The 17,750-nt window shown below is 67.4% G+C and carries 22 protein-coding genes and 1 other RNA gene; 12 read left to right on the forward strand and 11 right to left on the reverse strand.

What is annotated here, in order from left to right:
* The first annotated feature begins 139 nt into the window (after positions 1-139).
* Positions 140-1,060, forward strand: a complete 921-nt coding sequence (locus BMZ21_RS13080; RefSeq protein WP_091834677.1) for a LysR family transcriptional regulator — start codon at positions 140-142, stop codon at positions 1,058-1,060.
* Here the strand turns inward: BMZ21_RS13080 and BMZ21_RS13085 are convergent.
* Positions 1,044-1,697 carry a CoA transferase subunit B gene (locus BMZ21_RS13085; protein WP_091834679.1) on the reverse strand — a complete coding sequence of 218 codons (654 nt, stop codon included), beginning with the start codon at positions 1,695-1,697 and terminating at the stop codon, positions 1,044-1,046. The genes BMZ21_RS13080 and BMZ21_RS13085 overlap by 17 nt on opposite strands.
* 15 nt (positions 1,698-1,712) lie before the next feature.
* Positions 1,713-2,420, reverse strand: a complete 708-nt coding sequence (locus tag BMZ21_RS13090) for a CoA transferase subunit A (protein ID WP_091834690.1) — start codon at positions 2,418-2,420, stop codon at positions 1,713-1,715.
* Positions 2,421-2,617: 197 nt separating this feature from the next.
* Between BMZ21_RS13090 and BMZ21_RS13095 the strand changes: the two genes are divergently transcribed.
* The 5 genes from BMZ21_RS13095 (at position 2,618) to BMZ21_RS13115 (ending at position 6,353) form a co-directional block, all read left to right on the forward strand.
* A complete protein-coding gene (locus BMZ21_RS13095) occupies positions 2,618-3,886 on the forward strand; it encodes a phosphopantothenoylcysteine decarboxylase domain-containing protein (protein WP_091834693.1) in 1,269 nt (422 codons plus the stop codon).
* A gap of 5 nt (positions 3,887-3,891) precedes the next feature.
* Positions 3,892-4,377 (forward strand): dUTP diphosphatase, encoded by a 486-nt coding sequence (gene dut, locus BMZ21_RS13100; RefSeq protein ID WP_091834701.1) that lies wholly within the window; start codon positions 3,892-3,894, stop codon positions 4,375-4,377.
* Positions 4,374-4,826: an RrF2 family transcriptional regulator gene (locus tag BMZ21_RS13105; RefSeq protein WP_091834704.1), complete on the forward strand. Its 453-nt coding sequence runs from the start codon at positions 4,374-4,376 to the stop codon at positions 4,824-4,826. Before dut ends, BMZ21_RS13105 begins: the two co-directional genes overlap by 4 nt.
* Before the next feature lie 103 nt (positions 4,827-4,929).
* Positions 4,930-5,904: a cysteine synthase A gene (gene cysK / locus BMZ21_RS13110; RefSeq protein WP_091834707.1), complete on the forward strand. Its 975-nt coding sequence runs from the start codon at positions 4,930-4,932 to the stop codon at positions 5,902-5,904.
* A complete protein-coding gene (locus BMZ21_RS13115) occupies positions 5,901-6,353 on the forward strand; it encodes a GNAT family N-acetyltransferase (RefSeq protein ID WP_091834710.1) in 453 nt (150 codons plus the stop codon). Before cysK ends, BMZ21_RS13115 begins: the two co-directional genes overlap by 4 nt.
* A 5-nt stretch (positions 6,354-6,358) precedes the next feature.
* Here BMZ21_RS13115 and BMZ21_RS13120 read toward each other — a convergent pair whose 3' ends face one another.
* The 7 genes from BMZ21_RS13120 to rpmH all read right to left on the reverse strand — a co-directional run bounded on the left by BMZ21_RS13120 (position 6,359) and on the right by rpmH (position 11,727).
* Complete coding sequence (locus BMZ21_RS13120; protein ID WP_091834713.1) at positions 6,359-7,210, reverse strand: VOC family protein; 852 nt, start codon at positions 7,208-7,210, stop codon at positions 6,359-6,361.
* Positions 7,211-7,369: 159 nt separating this feature from the next.
* The gene (locus BMZ21_RS13125; RefSeq protein ID WP_091834716.1) at positions 7,370-7,645 is read right to left on the reverse strand and encodes a hypothetical protein; all 276 of its coding nucleotides are present in this window, start codon (positions 7,643-7,645) and stop codon (positions 7,370-7,372) included.
* A 24-nt stretch (positions 7,646-7,669) separates the two neighbouring features.
* A complete protein-coding gene (locus tag BMZ21_RS13130; protein WP_091834738.1) occupies positions 7,670-8,449 on the reverse strand; it encodes a GTP-binding protein in 780 nt (259 codons plus the stop codon).
* A 9-nt stretch (positions 8,450-8,458) separates the two neighbouring features.
* A complete protein-coding gene (locus tag BMZ21_RS31000; RefSeq protein WP_091834739.1) occupies positions 8,459-9,091 on the reverse strand; it encodes a CatB-related O-acetyltransferase in 633 nt (210 codons plus the stop codon).
* A 129-nt stretch (positions 9,092-9,220) separates the two neighbouring features.
* The gene (gene yidC / locus BMZ21_RS13140; protein ID WP_091834740.1) at positions 9,221-11,122 is read right to left on the reverse strand and encodes a membrane protein insertase YidC; all 1,902 of its coding nucleotides are present in this window, start codon (positions 11,120-11,122) and stop codon (positions 9,221-9,223) included.
* Positions 11,123-11,161: 39 nt separating this feature from the next.
* Positions 11,162-11,536, reverse strand: coding sequence for a ribonuclease P protein component (rnpA, locus tag BMZ21_RS13145; protein WP_091834741.1), 375 nt, complete (start codon positions 11,534-11,536; stop codon positions 11,162-11,164).
* 56 nt (positions 11,537-11,592) lie between these two features.
* On the reverse strand, positions 11,593-11,727 hold the full coding sequence (gene rpmH / locus BMZ21_RS13150; RefSeq protein ID WP_057189143.1) for a 50S ribosomal protein L34: 135 nt from the start codon (positions 11,725-11,727) through the stop codon (positions 11,593-11,595).
* A 247-nt stretch (positions 11,728-11,974) separates the two neighbouring features.
* Here rpmH and ffs point away from each other — a divergent pair.
* From ffs to recR, 4 genes are all read left to right on the forward strand, one after another.
* An RNA gene (gene ffs, locus BMZ21_RS13155) (signal recognition particle sRNA small type) lies at positions 11,975-12,071 on the forward strand.
* A 139-nt stretch (positions 12,072-12,210) separates the two neighbouring features.
* A complete protein-coding gene (locus BMZ21_RS13160; RefSeq protein ID WP_091834742.1) occupies positions 12,211-14,067 on the forward strand; it encodes a DNA polymerase III subunit gamma/tau in 1,857 nt (618 codons plus the stop codon).
* A gap of 19 nt (positions 14,068-14,086) precedes the next feature.
* Complete coding sequence (locus BMZ21_RS13165; RefSeq protein WP_091834743.1) at positions 14,087-14,410, forward strand: YbaB/EbfC family nucleoid-associated protein; 324 nt, start codon at positions 14,087-14,089, stop codon at positions 14,408-14,410.
* A gap of 154 nt (positions 14,411-14,564) precedes the next feature.
* Entirely contained in the window at positions 14,565-15,170 is a 606-nt protein-coding gene (gene recR, locus BMZ21_RS13170; RefSeq protein WP_091834744.1) for a recombination mediator RecR, read from the forward strand.
* 7 nt (positions 15,171-15,177) lie between these two features.
* Here recR and BMZ21_RS13175 read toward each other — a convergent pair whose 3' ends face one another.
* Positions 15,178-15,465: a hypothetical protein gene (locus BMZ21_RS13175; protein WP_091834749.1), complete on the reverse strand. Its 288-nt coding sequence runs from the start codon at positions 15,463-15,465 to the stop codon at positions 15,178-15,180.
* 213 nt (positions 15,466-15,678) lie between these two features.
* Here BMZ21_RS13175 and dapD point away from each other — a divergent pair, with 213 nt between their 5' ends.
* Both dapD and BMZ21_RS13185 read left to right on the forward strand, forming a co-directional pair.
* On the forward strand, positions 15,679-16,521 hold the full coding sequence (gene dapD / locus BMZ21_RS13180; RefSeq protein WP_091834750.1) for a 2,3,4,5-tetrahydropyridine-2,6-dicarboxylate N-succinyltransferase: 843 nt from the start codon (positions 15,679-15,681) through the stop codon (positions 16,519-16,521).
* Between the two features lie 19 nt (positions 16,522-16,540).
* Positions 16,541-17,134: a hypothetical protein gene (locus BMZ21_RS13185; protein WP_091834751.1), complete on the forward strand. Its 594-nt coding sequence runs from the start codon at positions 16,541-16,543 to the stop codon at positions 17,132-17,134.
* 9 nt (positions 17,135-17,143) lie between these two features.
* Here BMZ21_RS13185 and BMZ21_RS13190 read toward each other — a convergent pair whose 3' ends face one another.
* The gene (locus BMZ21_RS13190) at positions 17,144-17,698 is read right to left on the reverse strand and encodes a DUF1269 domain-containing protein (protein ID WP_091834752.1); all 555 of its coding nucleotides are present in this window, start codon (positions 17,696-17,698) and stop codon (positions 17,144-17,146) included.
* Positions 17,699-17,750 lie beyond the last annotated feature (52 nt).

Genomic DNA, 17,750 nt, shown 5'->3' on the forward strand with positions numbered 1-17,750 from the left:
TCTCGCGACGATGATCTCTGCGGGATGGTCGGCCATGCTCGGTTCCTTGGATGGCATTACGGCGTCGCCCGGAGATGTCGTTTTCAGTCGATCTCGAAAAGTGAGATAATTGGCATCGAGTCGATCAAGGAAATCGATCATGCTGGATGCACTCACCCTAGACCAGATGCGTACCTTCGTGACCGTAGCCGAAGCCGGCAGCTTCCGGTCGGCCGCGACGCGGCTGTCGCGGGCCCAGTCCGCCATCAGCCATGCCATCGCCAATCTGGAGGGGCAGCTCGGCCTGCAACTGTTCGACCGCTCGGGCCATCGCCCGGCCCTGACGGCGGAAGGCAAAGCCTTGCTCACCGACATCAGGGAGGTCCTGCTGCGCGTCGGCGCCTTGAAGGCCCGCGCCCATGGGCTGAGCCGGGGCGTCGAGATCGAGCTGTCGCTGACGATCGACGTGCTGTTCCCTATTCCCCTCATCGGCGCCGCCCTCGCCGGCCTGCGCGAGCAGTACCCCTCCGTCTCGATCAGGCTCGCCATCGAACCGCTCGGCGGGCCGATCGCGGCGCTTCTGGAGCGCCGCAGCGCTCTCGCCATCACGGTCGGCGAGAATTTCCGCGACCCGCGCATCGCGATCGAGGCCCTGACCAGCATGGAGGCGATTGCGGTCGTCGCGGCGACACATCCGCTCGCCCGGGCGGGCGACGGGCGCATCCTGTCGCGCTCCGAACTCGCCGGACATCTCCAGATCGTGCAGATCGACCCGACGCCGATCTCGGGCGCGCAGGATTTCGGCGTGCTCTCGCCGCAGACCTGCCGCGTCACCGGGCAGGACACCAAGCATGCGATGATCCTGGCCGGGCTCGGCTGGGGCCGGCTGCCGAGCTGGCTGATCGAGCGAGACCTTGCCGAAGGCAGGCTGGTCAGGGTCGCGACAAGGGCGCTCGGCCGGAACGCGCAGCTCCCGGCCGAAGCCTATCTCGCCCACCGCCTCGACGAGGCGATGGGCCCGGCCGCCCGCGCCTTCGCGCAGGCGCTGGCGCTGCTTTGCGAGGTCAGAGCGCGACCTTGAACGGCGCTTCCGTCTTGGCCTTGATCTCGTCGAGCGAAACGCCCTCAGCAAGCTCGATCAGGGTCATGCCGCCGCCATTCTCGTCGATCGTGAAGACGCCGAGATCGGTGATCACCATGTCGACGACGCCGGCGCCGGTCAGCGGCAGGTCGCAGGCCTTGAGCAGCTTCGGCGATTCCGAGCCGTCCTTGTTCTTGGCGACGTGCTCCATCACCACGACGACCTTCTTGACGCCGGCGACGAGGTCCATGGCGCCGCCCATGCCCTTCACCATCTTGCCGGGGATCATCCAGTTGGCGAGGTCGCCATTCTCGGCAACCTGCATGGCGCCGAGGATGGAGAGGTCGATATGGCCGCCGCGGATCATGCCGAAGGAATCCGAAGACGAGAAATAGCTCGTCGTCGGCAGCTCGGTGATGGTCTGCTTGCCGGCATTGATCAGGTCCGGGTCCTCCTCGCCCTCATAGGGGAAAGGGCCCATGCCGAGCATGCCGTTCTCCGACTGGAGCTGCACGCTCATGCCATCGGGGATGTAGTTCGAGACGAGCGTCGGAATGCCGATGCCGAGATTGACGTAGAAGCCGTCCTTCAGCTCCTTGGCGGCGCGAGCGGCGATCTGTTCACGGGTCCAGGCCATGTGCTGATCTCCTTCTCAAGCCGTTTCGCGCTTGCGCACGGTGCGCTGCTCGATGCGCTTCACCGGATTGGCGACGTGCACGATGCGCTTCACGAAGATGCCGGGGGTGTGGATCTGGTCGGGATCGATCTCGCCGGCCGGGACAAGATGCTCGACCTGAGCGATCGTCATGCGCGAGGCGCTGGCCATCATCGGATTGAAGTTGCGCGCCGTCTTCCGGTAGACGAGGTTGCCCTCGGTATCGCCCTTCCAGGCATGGACGATCGAGATGTCGGCGAAGAGGCCGCGCTCCATGATGTAGCGCTCGCCGTCGAACTCGCGCTCCTCCTTGCCCTCGGCGATCAGCGTGCCGACGCCGGTCTTGGTGAAGAAGGCCGGGATGCCGGCGCCGCCGGCCCGGATGCGTTCGGCCAGCGTGCCCTGCGGGTTGAATTCGAGCTCGAGCTGGCCGGAAAGATACTGCTCGGCGAAGAGCTTGTTCTCGCCGACGTAAGAGCTGATCATCTTCCTGATCTGCTTGGTCTCGAGCAGGATGCCGAGGCCGGCGCCGTCGACGCCGGCATTGTTGGAGATGAAGGTCAGGTCCTTGGCGCCGGAGTCGCGGATCGCCTCGATCAGCGTGTCGGGAATGCCGCAGAGGCCGAAGCCGCCGGCCATGATGGTCATGCCGTCCTTGACGACGCCGGCGAGCGCCGCCTTGGCGTCAGGAAAAACCTTCTTCATCGGGATGCCTTCGTCGCTGGTGATCGTAAGGGAGCCTCGAAAAACAACTAGCCGAGCGCATGGTGCGGTTGCAACATCAGTCGCCGACGCGCCCGTCCTGCGGCCATGCGCAGCCAGGAGCCTCGAACGGCGAGACATGACAGCCCGGCCCGGCCGATGCTACCAAACGGCGCGCCCTGCCTTCCGGAGCCACGCCCGTGCCCGCTTCCCGCTCCATCCTGCTGATCATCGGCGGCGGCATCGCCGCCTATAAGTGCCTGGAGCTGATCCGGCGCCTGAAGGATCACGGCATCGCCTGCCGCTGCATCCTGACCAAGGCGGGCGAGCAGTTCGTCACGCCGCTGGCGGTGTCGTCGCTCGCGGGCGAGAAATGCTTCACCGACCTGTTCTCTCTGACCGACGAGGCCGATATCGGCCATATCGCCCTGTCGCGCTCGACCGATCTTCTGGTCGTCGCGCCCGCCACCGCCGACCTGATCGCCAAGATGGCGAACGGCCATGCCGACGATCTCGCCTCCACCGCGTTATTGGCAACGGACAAGCGCGTCCTGATCGCACCGGCGATGAACCCGCGGATGTGGCAGCATCCGGCGACGCGGCGCAACATGGCGACGCTGCAGAAGGACGGCGTCCTCGTCGTCGGCCCCAATTCCGGCGCCATGGCCGAGCGCGGCGAGAGCGGCCCCGGCCGCATGGCCGAGCCGCACGAACTTCTGGCCGCAATCGAGATGGCGCTCGCCGGCGACAACAGGCAGACGCCGTCGATCGGCTTCCTGGGCCGCCTGCCCGGCGGGGCGCCATCCGGGCCGAAGCCGCTTGCGGGCAGGCGCGTGCTCGTCACCTCCGGCCCGACGCACGAGCCGATCGACCCGGTGCGCTATATCGCCAACCGCTCCTCCGGCAAGCAGGGCCACGCCATCGCGGCAGCCGCGGCGGCCGCGGGCGCGCAGGTGACGCTGATCTCCGGGCCGGTGACGATTCCCGACCCCGTCGGTGTCAACACCGTCCATGTCGAGAGCGCGCGCGACATGCTGGCGGCGACTGAAAGCGCGCTGCCAGCCGATATCGCAATCTTCGCCGCGGCCGTCGCCGACTGGCGGACCGCCGATGCCGCTGGCCAGAAGATGAAGAAGGATGGCAAGAGTCCGCCCAGCCTCGCGCTGGTCGAGAATCCCGACATCCTCGCCACCATCGCGGCGCGCGAGATCGACCGGCCGGCCCTAGTCGTCGGCTTCGCGGCGGAGACGCAGAACGTCGTCGACTACGCCCGCGCCAAGCTGGCGAAGAAGGGCTGCGACCTGATCGTCGCCAACGATGTCGGCGGCACCGGGGTGATGGGCGGCGACGCCAATACCGTTCACCTCGTCACAACGGACAGCGTCGAGACCTGGCCGACCTTGCCCAAGGTGGATGTGGCGACGCGTCTCGTCGCGCATTTCGCCGACCTGCTGGCGCATAAGGGCTGAGATCGATGGCGACGCTCCGCATCAGGCGCCTGCCGCACGCCCAGGGCCTGGCGCTGCCGGCCTATGAGACGGTCGGCGCCGCCGGGCTCGACCTGCGTGCCGCCCTGCCGGACGGGCCGCTGCGGCTGGAGCCGGGGGCGCGGCTGCTCGTGCCGACCGGCCTCGTGCTCGAACTGCCTGATGGAACGGAAGGGCAAGTCAGGCCGCGCTCGGGCCTGGCGTTGCGCCATGGCGTCACCCTGCTCAATACACCGGGCACGATCGACGCGGACTATCGCGGCGAGGTCGGGATCATCCTGATCAATCATGGCCGGGAGGCCTTCACCATCCAGCACGGCGACCGTATCGCACAGCTCGTCATCGCTGCCGTGCTGCAGGCGGACATCGCCGAGGTCGGGGAACTCAGCGAGACCGAACGCGGCGCCGGCGGCTTCGGCTCGACCGGGGTGAGCGATGCCGCGCTGCGGCAAGCGGCCGGAGACAAGGCATGATCCAGCTCTCGCGCCGCAGCCTGCTCGCCGTCACCGCGGTTGTCGACATCGCCCTGCACGCCCGCCCGACCCCGGTCGCGGCCAAGGCGCTGGCGGCCCGGCACGAACTGCCGCCGCGCCATCTGGAGACCGTGCTGCAGGCGCTGGTCAGGGTCGGCATCCTCAAGGGCGTGCGCGGCCCGCGCGGCGGCTATGAGCTCGCCAAGGAGCGCCGCCGCATCACTGCCGGCGAGATCGTGCGCGCCGCCATGCAGGCCAATGCCGACGAAGCCCTGCCGCCGTTGCCGCAATCCGCGCTGGTCGACGTGGTCATCGACCCGATGATGCAGCAGGCCATGGAAGCCTGGCTCGCCAAGCTCGACGCCGTCACCGTCGCCGATCTCTGCCGCGAGGCGGAAGGGCGCGCAGCGACAGGGAAGCCGGCGATCGATACGGATTTCACAATCTGATCTGTTTAATCTGCCATTTCTCGACAGATTCTGTGATTTGATGCTACGCTGACCAAAGGTTCTCGTTTCGGATCACCCGCTCGTCACCAGCAAGGAGGCCGCCATGGCCGATGCAGCCCAGAAGCCCGCCCATGTCCCCGGCCGCGGCCGCGTCTACGATTCGATCACCGATACGATCGGCGATACCCCGCTGGTGCGCCTGAACCGCCTGCCGGCCGAGCGCGGCGTCAAGGCGACGATCCTGGCCAAGCTCGAATTCTTCAACCCGATCTCCAGCGTGAAGGACCGCATCGGCGTCGCCATGATCGACGCGCTCGAAGCTTCCGGCGCGCTCAAGCCCGGCGGCACGCTGATCGAGCCGACCTCGGGCAATACCGGCATCGCGCTCGCCTTCGCCGCCGCCGCCCGCGGCTACCGTCTGATCCTGGTGATGCCCGAGACGATGTCGCTCGAGCGCCGCAAGATGCTGTCCTTCCTCGGCGCCGAGCTGGTGCTGACGCCCGGCCCTGGCGGCATGCGCGGCGCGATCACCAAAGCCGAGGAGCTCAAGAACGAGATTCCCGGCGCGATCATCCCGCAGCAGTTCGAGAATCCGGCCAATCCGGCGATCCACCGCAAGACCACCGCCGAGGAAATCTGGAACGACACCAATGGCGCGGTCGACATCGTCATCTCCGGCGTCGGCACCGGCGGCACCATCACCGGCGTCGGCCAGGTGCTGAAGGCCAAGAAGCCTTCGGTGAAGATGGTCGCGGTCGAGCCGGAAGATTCACCGGTCCTGTCGGGCGGCCAGGCCGGCCCGCACAAGATCCAGGGCATCGGCGCCGGCTTCGTGCCGGGCATCCTCGACCGGAGCGTCATCGACGAGGTCGTCACCGTCGGCAACCAGACGGCGTTCGAGACGTCGCGGACGCTCGCCAAGGCCGAGGGCATACCGGCCGGCATCTCCTCGGGCGCGGCGATTGCCGCGGCGCTGGAGGTCGGCGCCCGGCCGGAGAACGCCGGCAAGACGATCGTGGTGATCATCCCGTCCTTCGCCGAGCGCTACATCTCCAGCGCCCTGTTCGAAGGCCTTTGATCCCAACGAACCTACAGATTGTCCGGGTCGGCGAAGCCCTGCCGGACGACCTGCCTGCCTTGCAGGACGAGGCGGCGGCCGAAGGCTACCGCTTCGTCGAGGGCATCCTGGAGGAATGGGGTGCCGGCCGCTACCAGACCGGCGACGAGCGCAACACACTGCTCGCGGTCTATCGCGAAGGCGTGCTGGCGGCGATCGGAGCGGTGACGCCAGATCCTTATGACCCGGCGCCCGATCTGCTGCGCATCCGCCATGTCTATGTCCGGCCGGCGAATCGACGTGAAGGCGTCGGCCGTCTCCTCGCGAGCGCCTTGATCCAGCAAGGGCTCGCGCTGGCGCCGCGGCTTTCGCTCAACGCCGCCGATGCCGGCGCTTCCGCATTCTGGGAAGCGATGGGCTTCCGGCCGGATACCGCCGGGACGCGCCGGACCCATTTGCTGATGCGCTGAGCCTCTCAGGGCCGGAGCGTGATCCGGTTGCCCCAGGGATCGACGACCGACCCATCATCGCCACCAGCGGCCGCCATGCGCCGGCTCAGCGCGGCATGAGCTTCCGCATCGCGCGCGACCAACTCGAAACTCGACAAGCCCGCCTCATTGTCCCGGCGCGGCCCGGCGCCGTGGCTGTGCCAGGTATTGGCGGCGATGTGGTGGTGATAGCCGCCGGTCGCCATGAAGCTCGCGCCGGGATAGTGCACCATCACCTCGAAGCCGAGTGCATCGCGATAGAAGCCCTCGGCCTGCTGGACGTCACCGACGCGCAGATGGACATGGCCCATCACGGTACCGTCCGGCATGCCGGCATAGGCTTGCGGCTCGGCATCGCGCAGGAGCGCGTCGAGATCGAGCCGCTCGGTCGCCATCTTGATCCGGCCGCCATCGAGCCGCGGCCATTCCGGACGGCTGCGGTCGCGATAGACCTCGATGCCATTGCCCTCGGGATCAGACAGATAGAGCGCCTCGCTGACGAGGTGGTTCGAGGCACCTTCCAGCCCGGTGCGCGTCTCGGCGGCGTGCCGCAGCCAGTTGCCGAGGTCGCGGCGCGAGGGCAGCAGGATCGCCATGTGGAACAGGCCGGCGGCCGAGGACGGGTGCTGCGCGCCGGCTTCCAGCTTGACCAGTGGCTCGCCGCCGGCTCCGAGCACGGCGTGGTCGGCATCCTGCTTGAGGACCGAAAGCCCGATCGCATCGCGGTAGAACGCCGTCAGCCCGGCGAGATCGCGCACGCGCAAGCTCACCGCGCCGATATGGACGGGCGCGTCGAGTGCCTCGTTGCGATGGGCCAAGGTCTCTGTGGCTGCGGACATGGGGGGCTGCTCCAAACTTGCGGGCGGCATCGCCGCCTGGCCACAAGATGGGGTTTTCAGCGGCGCTTGTCGCCCTAGGGCAGGACAAGCCTGATATTGCATTGACGCAATGAAGGGGCGCCCAGGAGCAATGCGACATGGCTTCGGCGAGCCGTGATGTCAGCGCTGCTGCCTCAGCGCCCCGACGAATTCGGCGACTGGGTGGATGCCCGGGGTCTCGGCCGCCAAGGCATCGAGCGCCTCGGCGATATCAGCACAGCCCGCCGGCGTCAGCGCACGCAAGCTGGACGAAACCTTGTTGTAAGACGACGTTCCGCGGCTTGCGAGCGAGCGATCGACCACGAAGGTCTCGATCGTCCCGTCCAGGCGCTCGACGAAGAGGGCGAGCGAGCCGCCATCGGCCGCCGCGGCGCTGTCCGTCACAGCCTTGAACATTCGCCCTCCGGGAATCGCTGCGTGCTACGCCCGCTCCGCCAGGGCCCGCGCGATCGCTGCTCGGAACTCGGGAATGCCAAGGCCCTTCTCGCTGGAGGTCAGCAGCACCTCGGGGAAGGCGGCCGGGCGGCGCTTGATCTCGTCATAGGTCGCCTCGGCCATGAAGGTCTGGTCGGCCTGCTTCAGCGCATCGCCCTTGGTCAGCACGACCTGATAGCTGACAGCGGCCTTGTCGAGCGTCTCCAGCACGGCGCCGTCGACATCCTTGATACCGTGGCGGGCGTCGATCAGCACATAGACGCGCATCAGATTGGCGCGCCCTCGCAGATAATCGTGGATCAGCTTCGTCCAGGCCGCGACCTTCTCCTTGCCGACGGCGGCATAGCCATAGCCGGGCATGTCGACGATGGTCAGAGCATGGCGCGAAAAAGTGGGAACCGGTTTTTCGCCGAAGCCATGCTCCGAACTTTGAGTGTCGATCACGTTCTTCGCAGTCGGGCGATCTCGCCCGCCTGCGACGTGATCGATGCGCTCATCATGGCCGACCTGGCGGAAGAAGTTGAGCTGCTGGGTGCGGCCCGGCGTATGCGAGGTCCGCGCCAGGGCGTTGCGGCGGGTCAGCGCGTTGATCAGACTCGACTTGCCGACATTGGAGCGGCCGGCGAAGGCGATCTCCTGCCCGACCATGGGTGGCAGGTCGTCGATCTTGGTCGAGGCCCAGACGAAATCCCAGGGACCCTCGAACAGTTTCCGGGCGGATTCGAGCTCGTCGGCGGTAAAGGGCGTGGTTGTGCTGGCGGTCATGGTCCTTGCCTACACGGCCGAGCGCAGCGCGTCGATGTCCGCGCCGGCGATCAGGGGCAGGTTGCGCGCGATCTTGTCCGGCTCCCAATCCCACCAGCGGATCTCGAGCAGCGCCGTGACCACCTCGGGCGGGAAGCGCGTCTTCACGACGCGGCCGGGATTGCCGACCACGACGGCGTAAGGCGGCACGTCGCGGGAGACCTGGGCACGCGTGCCGATGACGGCGCCGTCGCCGACCGTGACGCCCGGCATGATCACCGCCTCGCGGCCGATCCAGACATCGTTGCCGATCACGGTGTCGCCCCGCAGGCCCAGCCCGTCGCGGGTGAAGTCCGGCACGGTCTCGAATCCGAACATGCCGAACGGATAGGTCGAGAAGCCGCCCATGGGATGGTTGGCGCCATTCATGATGAACTGGGCTGCCTGGGCGATCGCGACGAATTTGCCGATGATCAGCCGGTCGCCGATGAAGTCGAAATGATAGCGCACGCAGCGGGCGAGGAAATGCTCGGGCCCGCGCGAGTCGTCATAGTAGCTGTAGTCGCCGACCTCGACGAGCGGATGATCGACGATGGCCTTGAGGAAGGCGGTGCCCTTCCAGCCGGCGATCGGATGGCGGGTTTTCGGATCGGGAAGAGGCATGGCGCGGCACTAAGCACATCGCCATGATCGGGGACAAGCCGCGAAGCGGTGCAAAAAGCAAAACGCCGGAGCCCCACGAGGCGTCCGGCGTTCGATTTTTCTCACATGCAAGGCTCTCGCCCGGCTACTTCACTTCTTGTTGCTGTTTGCCGGCTTGCCGGGCGCGGGCACGGCCGGGGTCGCAGCCGCGGCAGCCGGCTTCTTGCCGAACATGGCCTTGATGTTGTCCCAGAGCTCGATCTTCACGCCGTGCTTCTTCATGATGAAGCCTTGCTGCGTCACCGAGAGCAGGTTGTTCCAGGTCCAGTAGATCACCAGGCCGGCCGGGAACGAGCCGAGCAGGAAGGTGAAGAACACCGGCATCCAGGTGAACATCATCTTCTGGACCGGATCCGGCGGCTCGGGATTCATCTTCATCTGCACGAACATCGTGATCCCCATCAGGATCGGCCAGATGCCGAGATGGAGCATGGCCGGCGGCGTGAACGGCAGCAGGCCGAACAGGTTGAAGAGATTGGTCGGATCGGGCGCGGCGAGGTCCTTGATCCAGCCGTAGAACGGCGCATGCCGCATCTCGATGGTGATGAACAGGATCTTGTAGAGCGCGAAGAAGACCGGGATCTGCACCAGCACCGGCCAGCAGCCGGCCAGCGGATTGATCTTCTGCGTCTTGTACAGCTCCATCAGCGCCTGCTGCTGCTTCATCTTGTCGTCAGCATAGCGCTCGCGGATCGCCATCATCTCGGGCTGAACCGCCTTCATCTTCGCCATCGAGGCGTAGGACTTGCTGGCGAGCGGGAAGAACAGGGCTTTCAGCAGGACGGTCACGACCAGGATGGCGATGCCGAAATTGCCGACATGCTTGTAGACCCAGTCCATCACGTAGAACATCGGCTTCGTGATGAAATAGAACCAGCCCCAGTCGATCATCAGCTCGAAGCGCTTGATCCCCTGGTTCTTCTCGTAGCCGTCGATCGCCGCCACTTCCTTGGCGCCGGCGAACAGGCGCGAGGAGGCGCTGGCGGAGGCACCGGGCGCGACATTGACGGCTTCGCCGAGGAAGTCGGCCTGGTATGTGCGGACCGAACCGGTCTGGACCGAGGAGTAGCGGCCCTCGTATTTCTTGCCCTGGTCAGGGATCGCGGCCGCAGCCCAGTACTTGTCGGTGATGCCGACGAAGCCGCCGAGCACGTCCTTCCAGACCTTGCCATGCGCCGCCGAGCCGAGCGCCGGTTCCTTGTCGATGGCGTCGTAGGTGTATTCCTGCAGGCCCTGCTCGCCGAGCGAGCCGATCATGCCCTCGTGCAGCACGTAGTAGCCGAGCGTCGCCGGCTTGCCGACGCGCACGACCTGGCCATAGGGGTAGAGCGAGACGGCGCTCGTGCCCTTGTTCTCGACCTCGTCGCGGATCGAGAACATGGCGTTGTCGTCGACCGCAATGGTGCGCTTGAAGGTCAGGCCCTGGCCGTTGTCCCAGGTCAGCGTCACCGGCTTGGCCGAAGTCAGGACCTGGCTGTCGGCGGTCCAGACCGTATTGGCGTTCGGCAGCGCGACATTGGCGCCCGGCCCGGCGACCCAGCCGAAATCGGAGTAATAGGCATTCGGCCCGCCGGCCGGCGAGAGCAGCACGATGATCGGGCTCTTCGGATCGACCGTCTCGTGATAGGCCTTGAGCGAGACGTCATCGATGCGCGCACCGGTCAGCGAGAGCGAGCCGGCGATCTTGGGCGTGTCGATCCTGATGCGAGGGCCGGCGGCGAGCGCCGCCTCGCGGGTCGCAGCAGGAGCGGCCGTGACCGGAGCCTGGCCGGGCTGCGCCGGGGCGCTGCCCTGGGCCGGAGCCGGAGCGGTGCCGGAAGCGGTCGGCGCGCCGGAGGGCTGCGTCGCCTGCTGGCTCTGCGTCTGCTGATTCTGCAGGGCGATCTGCTTCTGCTTTTCCGCCTGCGGCAGGCCGTAGAAATACTGCCAGCCGAGCAGCACGACGACCGAGAGCGTGATCGCCAGCAACAGATTGCGGTTGTCTTCTTTCATCATCCGTCTCGGAGGCAGTCTCGCGGCCCGGAAGGGGCCCTAAGAGGCTTTGCGGGGGGCGGAGCGGCGCTTGCCGCCACTGGCTGGGCGGGCGCGGTCGAACGCGACCGAAAGGTCGGCGACCATCGCGGTAAAATCGGCCTGGACGGTCTCGGGCCGGGCGACGATCACGAGATCGCAGGGCTTGCCGATCTGCTCTGCGAGCGCAAGTGCAGCAGCAGCGCGCAGGCGGCGGCGGATGCGGTTACGCACCACGGCGTTGCCGGTCTTGCGTGAAGCGGTCAACCCGAGACGCAGATCATCCTGGCCCGGCTTGTCGAGCACCTGCACGGTGAAAGCGGACGAACGAAAACGGCGGCCGTGCTCGGCCGCCGCGAGAAAGTCCTTGCGTTGCGTCAGACGGGCGAGGCGCATGGCGGTTGGCCAGTCTTCCGGAACAGGCGCGCCTGCAACGCGCGCCTTTGGGCTCATCAGGCCGACAGGCGCTTGCGGCCGTGGGCGCGACGAGCGGCAATGACCTTGCGGCCACCCGTGGTCGCCATGCGGGCGCGGTAGCCGTGACGGCGCTTACGCACCAGCTTGCTGGGTTGATAGGTTCTCTTCACGGTCCGTCTCCGGGGCCTTGTTCGGCAGGGCGGGCGCAGCTTTCGCGGGAAAGCCAATGCCAGCCAGGCCTGTCATGCAAAAAGGGCCGCGCCGCCCGGTAGGCAGCGCAGGTCGCGGGCTTATGGCGGATGGGGAGACCTGAGTCAATGCCGAAACGGCTGCGCCGTGCCGTCGCAGCGGCGCTTTTTGCCTCGGTCCGTTTGCCTCGGACTTGCGCTCGCGCGCCGAAGCGCCGATATAGCGCCCGGGAGGTTGGCGAGGGACGTCTCACTCGCCAACCCGGTCAGGTCCGGAAGGAAGCAGCCGTAACGAGACCGAACGGGTCTTCGTCCAACCTCCTACTTTGCGCGCGAATCCTTCGACGCGAATCTGGCTGCGTGCGAATGCGCGAGCCTTGGCTTCCCTCACATTCCTGACGCGTTCGCGCGCTGCTATGGCAGAGCGGCGTTGACCGGGACGTTGCGATTGGCGAAAGCAGGGGCATGACCGACGAGACCGTCCCCGCCGACGAGCCGGGTTTCCCCGGCATGGCCCCGGTGCCAGCTCCGGCCGCCGCAGCGCCGGCGGGTTATCGCGTCCTGGCGCGCAAATACCGGCCGGCGCATTTCGGCGACCTGATCGGCCAGGACGCCATGGTCCGGACGCTGACCAACGCCTTTGCCGCGGGCCGCATACCGCAGGCCTGGATGCTGACCGGCGTGCGCGGTGTCGGCAAGACCACGACGGCGCGCATCCTGGCGCGCGCCCTGAACCACCAGAACGCCGACGGCACGGGCGCCCCGACCACCGACCTCTCGCAATTCGGCGTGCATTGCCAGGCGATCGTCGAGGGCCGGCACATCGACGTGATGGAGATCGACGCCGCCTCGAACAACGGTGTCGACAATGTCCGCCAGATCAACGACGCCGTGCGCTACGCCCCGGTCTCGGCGCGCTACAAGGTCTACATCATCGACGAGGTCCACATGCTCTCGGGAGGCGCCTTCAACGCCTTCCTGAAGACGCTGGAGGAGCCGCCGCCGCACGCCAAGTTCATCTTCGCCACCACCGAGATCCGCAAGGTGCCGGTCACGGTGCTGTCGCGCTGCCAGCGCTTCGACCTGCGCCGCGTCGATGCGGCGCTGCTGGTCGGCCATCTCGACAAGATCTGCCGGGCGGAAGGCATCGAGGCCGAAGAAGAGGCTCTCGCCGCCGTGGCGCGCGCCGCCGAGGGCTCGGTGCGCGATTCGCTCTCGATCCTCGACCAGGCGATCGCCCATGCCGGCGGCAAGATCACGCTGGACGAGGTCCGCAGCATGCTCGGCCTCTCCGACCGGGCACGCGTGATCGACCTGTTCGAGCTCACGATGAAGGGCGACATCGCCGGCGCCCTGACCGAGCTCAGGGCACAATACGACGCCGGCGCCGATCCGGCGGTGGTGCTCTCCGACCTCGCCGAGTTCAGCCATCTCGTCACCCGCCTCAAGCTGGTGCCGGAGGCGGCCAAGGATAACAGCCTGTCCCAGGCCGAGCGAGTGCGCGGCGCCGATTTCGCCCAGCGCTTGTCGATCCGCGTGCTGGCGCGGGCTTGGCAGATGCTGCTGAAGGCCGTCGGCGAGGTCCGCCAGGCCGACCGGCCGGTGATGGCGGCCGAGATGGCGCTGGTGCGCCTCGCCCATGCCGCCGATCTACCGACGCCGGACGAAGCGCTCAGAATGCTGCGCGACGGCAGCGGAGCCATAGGCGGAAACGGTTCTCCTGCCCCGCGCCCCCCTTCGGGCGGCGGCGCGACCGCGCTCGCGGCCCGGCCGGTGCTGGCCAGCGCCAACCCGATGCCCGCCGCGGCGCCGGCGGCCCAGGTTCGGGTCAGCGCCCTGCCGCAGCCGCAGAGCTTCGAGGAGGTCGTCGCGCTCGCCTCGCGGCATCGCGACATCACCATGAAGCTGGCGCTGGAGCGCGATGTCCGCCTGGTGCGCTTCGAGCAGGGCCGGATCGAGTTCGCACTGGCGGAGCACGGCAACCGCCTGCTCGCCAACGATCTGTCGAAGCGGCTGAAGGAATGGACCGGCCAGACCTGGCTGGTGGCCATCGTCAATGCCGAGGGTTCGGCGACCCTGCGCGAGCAGGCGGTGGCGGCCCGCGACAAGCGCGAGAACGATGCCGCCAACCACCCCTCCGTGCGCGCCGTGATGGAGCGCTTCCCGGGGGCGCGCATCGTCGATGTCCGCGATCCCCGTGCTGCTGAAGCCGAGGCGTCCGCCACCGCCACGGGCGGCGACGAGGACCTGCCCGAATTCGAGCCGCTCTTCGACGACAGCGAGCCCGATTTCGACGGTATCGAATTCTTGACCGACAACTGACCGCGAAGGGAGCACCGCCATGCGCGACATGATGGGCCTGATGAAACAGGCACAGGACATGCAGAAGAAGATGGCCGAGATGCAGGCCCAGCTCGATACCCTCGAATTCGAGGGTTCGGCCGGCGGTGGCCTGGTCAAGCTGGTCATGACCGCCAAGAACGTGCTGAAGTCGGTGAAGATCGACCCGAGCCTGATGGTCCAGGGCGAGGAGGAGATCCTCGAGGACCTCGTCATCTCCGCCAGCAACGACGCCCGCAACAAGGCGGAGCGCGCCGTGCAGGAGCGGATGGCCGAGATGACCAAGGGACTGCCGCTGCCGCCCGGCATGCCGAAGCTGTTCTGACGATCCATTTTTGCGAGTCATCCCGGGCGATCGCAGATCGACCCGGGATCCATTCCGGAGCCTTTCCGACAGAGGTCCCGGAATGGATCCCGGCTCTCCGCTTCGCTAAGGCCGGGATGACGGCGCGGCAGCGGCAAAGCTCACGTTAAGACCCATGTCCCGCACCATCGCCGGCCCCGAGATCGAGCGCCTGATCCAGCTCCTGGCCAAGCTGCCGGGCCTGGGTCCGCGCTCGGCCCGCCGCGCGGCACTCCATCTCGTCAAGAAGCGCGAGCAGTTGCTCGGCCCGCTCTCGGAGGCGATGGCGGTGGCGCGCGAACGCATCGTCGTCTGCTCGACCTGCGGCAATGTCGACACCAGCGATCCCTGCGGGCTCTGCCGCGATCCGCGCCGCGACGACAGCCTGATCGTCGTCGTCGCCGATATCGCCGATCTCTGGGCGCTGGAGCGCTCGGGCGCGGTCGGCGGGCGCTATCACGTGCTTGGCGGCGTGCTTTCGGCGCTCGACGGCATCCGGCCCGAGAACCTCTCGCTTGACGCGCTGGTGGCGCGCGCCTCGGAACCAGCGGTGAAGGAAGTGATCTTGGCGCTCAACGCCACGGTCGAGGGCCAAACCACGGCGCACTTCATCACCGACCTCTTGGCGCATCTCGAGATCAAGGTGACCAAGCTCGCCCATGGCGTGCCGGTCGGCGGCGAGCTCGACTATCTCGACGACGGCACGCTGGCGGCGGCGATCCGCCAGCGCACGGGGTTTTGAGTTCGCTTCAATCGTCCCAGGGCGAAGCGTTCTTGCAGCGGTAGCCGACGAAGCATTGCGGCGTGTCGCGGGCCGGCACCCAGGCCGGAAAAACCGTCTCGTCGAACTGACAGAAGCTGCGGTCGCGCACGAAGCGGTCGTAGGTATAGCCGCCGGTGCCGAGCACAATAGCGCCATTGGCGAGGACGCTCTGTCGGTTGGCTGCACAACTCAGCGTCGGCGATTGGGGCCGCCCCTGCGCCTGCGCCGCTCCAGCGAGACCAAGGACGAGAAGAGCAATCAGGGTCCGGGTCATCGTCCGCCTCCACAGCGTTAAGCCTGTTTGCATTGTAGCATGGATGAATTGCCCGCGGCCCCGCTTTGCCTTGACGTCGCCGCGGGCTTCCGCCATCGCTCACCCCGTCACGCCCGGGCCCGTCCCGAGCCGCCACGTCTTCCCCTTTTCATCCGCGCCCGCAAGGCGTGGATGGTCGGCACAAGGCCGGCCATGACGAGAGAGAGCCGCTCCATGTCCCTGACCGATCTCGCCGCCACCATCGACGCCGCCTGGGAGAACCGGGCCGAGATCGGCCTCAACACCAAGGGCGCCGTGCGCGATGCTGTCGAGCAGGCGATCGAGCTGCTCGATTCCGGCCAGGCGCGCGTCGCCGAGAAGGTCGGCGGCGAGTGGGTCACGAATCAGTGGCTGAAGAAGGCGGTGCTGCTCTCCTTCCGGCTCGCCGACAACGAGATCATGGCGCACGGCCCCGGCGAGGGCGTGTTCTGGGACAAGGTGCCCTCGAAGTTCGCAGGCTGGGGCGAGAACCGCTTCCGCGCCGCCGGCTTCCGCGTCGTGCCGCCGGCGGCTGCGCGCAAGGGCTCCTATCTCGCACCGAACGTCATCCTGATGCCGTCCTTCGTCAACATCGGCGCCTATGTCGACTCAGGCACCATGGTCGACACCTGGGCGACGGTCGGCTCCTGCGCCCAGATCGGCAAGAACGTCCACCTCTCGGGCGGCGTCGGCATCGGCGGCGTGCTCGAGCCGCTGCAGGCCAACCCGACGATCATCGAGGACAACTGCTTCATCGGCGCCCGCTCCGAGGTGGTCGAGGGCGTGGTCGTCGGCGAAGGTTCGGTACTGGCCATGGGCGTCTTCATCTCGGCGACCACCAAGATCGTCGACCGCGCCACCGGCCAGGTCCACGTCGGCAAGGTGCCGCCCTATTCGGTCGTCGTGGCCGGCTCGCTGCCGGGCAAGCCTCTGAACGACGGCACGCCCGGCCCCTCGCTCTACTGCGCCGTGATCGTCAAGACGGTCGACGCCCAGACCCGCGCCAAGACCGGCATCAACGAATTGCTGCGCGACTGAGGATGGCGGGGCGGAGCCGATGAAGACGCTTCTGAGCGCCGCTTTCCTCTCACTATTCTCGCTGGCATCGACAACTGCGCAGGCCGAACCGGTCGCGTTGACGCTGAAGCTCGTCGACGAAGCCGGCAAGCCGCTGGCCGGCCTCGGCGTGCGCGTCGCGATCGGCTCCGACGCCGAGATCAGCGCGCCCGGTGCAGGGCAGCAGCTCGCCACCGATGCGGGCGGCGTCATCCGCATGCGGGCCGAGGCGACGATCGATCGCCGCAGCGTCTCCTCGACCGGCATCTACACGCGTCACCCGGCCGAGCATCTCCTCGTCGGGGTCGAGCTCGACCTGATCGGCCGGCGCGCGCTCTACAGGGTCAGGCTCGACCAGACCAAGGCCGGCACGGTCGGCCAGATCAACGCCTTCCTGGCCAGTGCAGGCGGGCGCTTCGACCTGCCGCTGGCTTTCCATGCCGACACGCAGAGCTGGAGCCTGCCCGACGATCCCGCGGGCCTGCGCCTCACCGGCATCGGCGCCGAACTCGAGGCGCAAAGCATGACAGGTTCGGCCGAGACCGGCCGCGCCATCGCCCTCACCATCGCCAAGCAGAGCTTCAAGCGGCGGTGAGCAGAAGCCTCAGACGCCCGGCAGCGGATTCGGCGTCGGCTCGGTCGAACCGGTCGCCAGCTCCTGCCGCTGCGCAGCCGGCGAGGCGGCAAGCGCATCGCGCAGGGCCTGCTCCTGCGAATGGTCGAGCGAGGTCTTGAGCACGACGCCGCCGGTGCCCTTGATCGCCTCGAGCACCTTGTCGCCGGTCATCTTCTGGATCAGCACGAAGAGCGCGGCATTGCCCGGCTGCAGATTGGCGGCAAGCTCCTTCATGAAGCCGTCATTGACGCCGTAATCGGTCAGCGCCCCGCCGAGCGCACCGGAAGCCGCGCCGATCGCCGCGCCGAAGATCGGCATCAGGAAGATCGCGCCGATCAGCAGGCCCCAGAAGCCGCCGGAAGCCGCTCCGAGCGCGGTGGTATTGAGCAACTGGTTGAGCTTGACCTTGCCGTCCTCGTGCATCACCGCGATCGCGGCGTCGCTGATCTGGATCAGGTATTCCTTCTGCAGGCCGAAGAGCTTCTGCCGCATTTCCTCGGCCCTGGCTTCGGTCGGGTAGACGATGACGACGAGATCGGACATGGCGCACTCCTCTGACGCGACGAGACAAGCTGCCGCCGCTCTGTGACGGGCT

The organism is Allobosea lupini (assembly GCF_900109525.1).
Taxonomy (GTDB): domain Bacteria; phylum Pseudomonadota; class Alphaproteobacteria; order Rhizobiales; family Beijerinckiaceae; genus Allobosea; species Allobosea lupini.

What these genes read in the sequence shown, in the direction of transcription:
- BMZ21_RS13080 (WP_091834677.1), top strand. Translation starts at nt 140, where the DNA reads ATGCTGGATGCACTCACCCTAGACCAGATGCGTACCTTCGTGACCGTA.
- BMZ21_RS13085 (WP_091834679.1), bottom strand. Translation starts at nt 1,697, where the DNA reads ATGGCCTGGACCCGTGAACAGATCGCCGCTCGCGCCGCCAAGGAGCTG.
- BMZ21_RS13090 (WP_091834690.1), bottom strand. Translation starts at nt 2,420, where the DNA reads ATGAAGAAGGTTTTTCCTGACGCCAAGGCGGCGCTCGCCGGCGTCGTC.
- dut (WP_091834701.1), top strand. Translation starts at nt 3,892, where the DNA reads ATGGCGACGCTCCGCATCAGGCGCCTGCCGCACGCCCAGGGCCTGGCG.
- BMZ21_RS13105 (WP_091834704.1), top strand. Translation starts at nt 4,374, where the DNA reads ATGATCCAGCTCTCGCGCCGCAGCCTGCTCGCCGTCACCGCGGTTGTC.
- cysK (WP_091834707.1), top strand. Translation starts at nt 4,930, where the DNA reads ATGGCCGATGCAGCCCAGAAGCCCGCCCATGTCCCCGGCCGCGGCCGC.
- BMZ21_RS13120 (WP_091834713.1), bottom strand. Translation starts at nt 7,210, where the DNA reads ATGTCCGCAGCCACAGAGACCTTGGCCCATCGCAACGAGGCACTCGAC.
- BMZ21_RS13125 (WP_091834716.1), bottom strand. Translation starts at nt 7,645, where the DNA reads ATGTTCAAGGCTGTGACGGACAGCGCCGCGGCGGCCGATGGCGGCTCG.
- BMZ21_RS13130 (WP_091834738.1), bottom strand. Translation starts at nt 8,449, where the DNA reads ATGACCGCCAGCACAACCACGCCCTTTACCGCCGACGAGCTCGAATCC.
- BMZ21_RS31000 (WP_091834739.1), bottom strand. Translation starts at nt 9,091, where the DNA reads ATGCCTCTTCCCGATCCGAAAACCCGCCATCCGATCGCCGGCTGGAAG.
- yidC (WP_091834740.1), bottom strand. Translation starts at nt 11,122, where the DNA reads ATGAAAGAAGACAACCGCAATCTGTTGCTGGCGATCACGCTCTCGGTC.
- rnpA (WP_091834741.1), bottom strand. Translation starts at nt 11,536, where the DNA reads ATGCGCCTCGCCCGTCTGACGCAACGCAAGGACTTTCTCGCGGCGGCC.
- BMZ21_RS13160 (WP_091834742.1), top strand. Translation starts at nt 12,211, where the DNA reads ATGACCGACGAGACCGTCCCCGCCGACGAGCCGGGTTTCCCCGGCATG.
- BMZ21_RS13165 (WP_091834743.1), top strand. Translation starts at nt 14,087, where the DNA reads ATGCGCGACATGATGGGCCTGATGAAACAGGCACAGGACATGCAGAAG.
- recR (WP_091834744.1), top strand. Translation starts at nt 14,565, where the DNA reads ATGTCCCGCACCATCGCCGGCCCCGAGATCGAGCGCCTGATCCAGCTC.
- BMZ21_RS13175 (WP_091834749.1), bottom strand. Translation starts at nt 15,465, where the DNA reads ATGACCCGGACCCTGATTGCTCTTCTCGTCCTTGGTCTCGCTGGAGCG.
- dapD (WP_091834750.1), top strand. Translation starts at nt 15,679, where the DNA reads ATGTCCCTGACCGATCTCGCCGCCACCATCGACGCCGCCTGGGAGAAC.
- BMZ21_RS13185 (WP_091834751.1), top strand. Translation starts at nt 16,541, where the DNA reads ATGAAGACGCTTCTGAGCGCCGCTTTCCTCTCACTATTCTCGCTGGCA.
- BMZ21_RS13190 (WP_091834752.1), bottom strand. Translation starts at nt 17,698, where the DNA reads ATGTCCGATCTCGTCGTCATCGTCTACCCGACCGAAGCCAGGGCCGAG.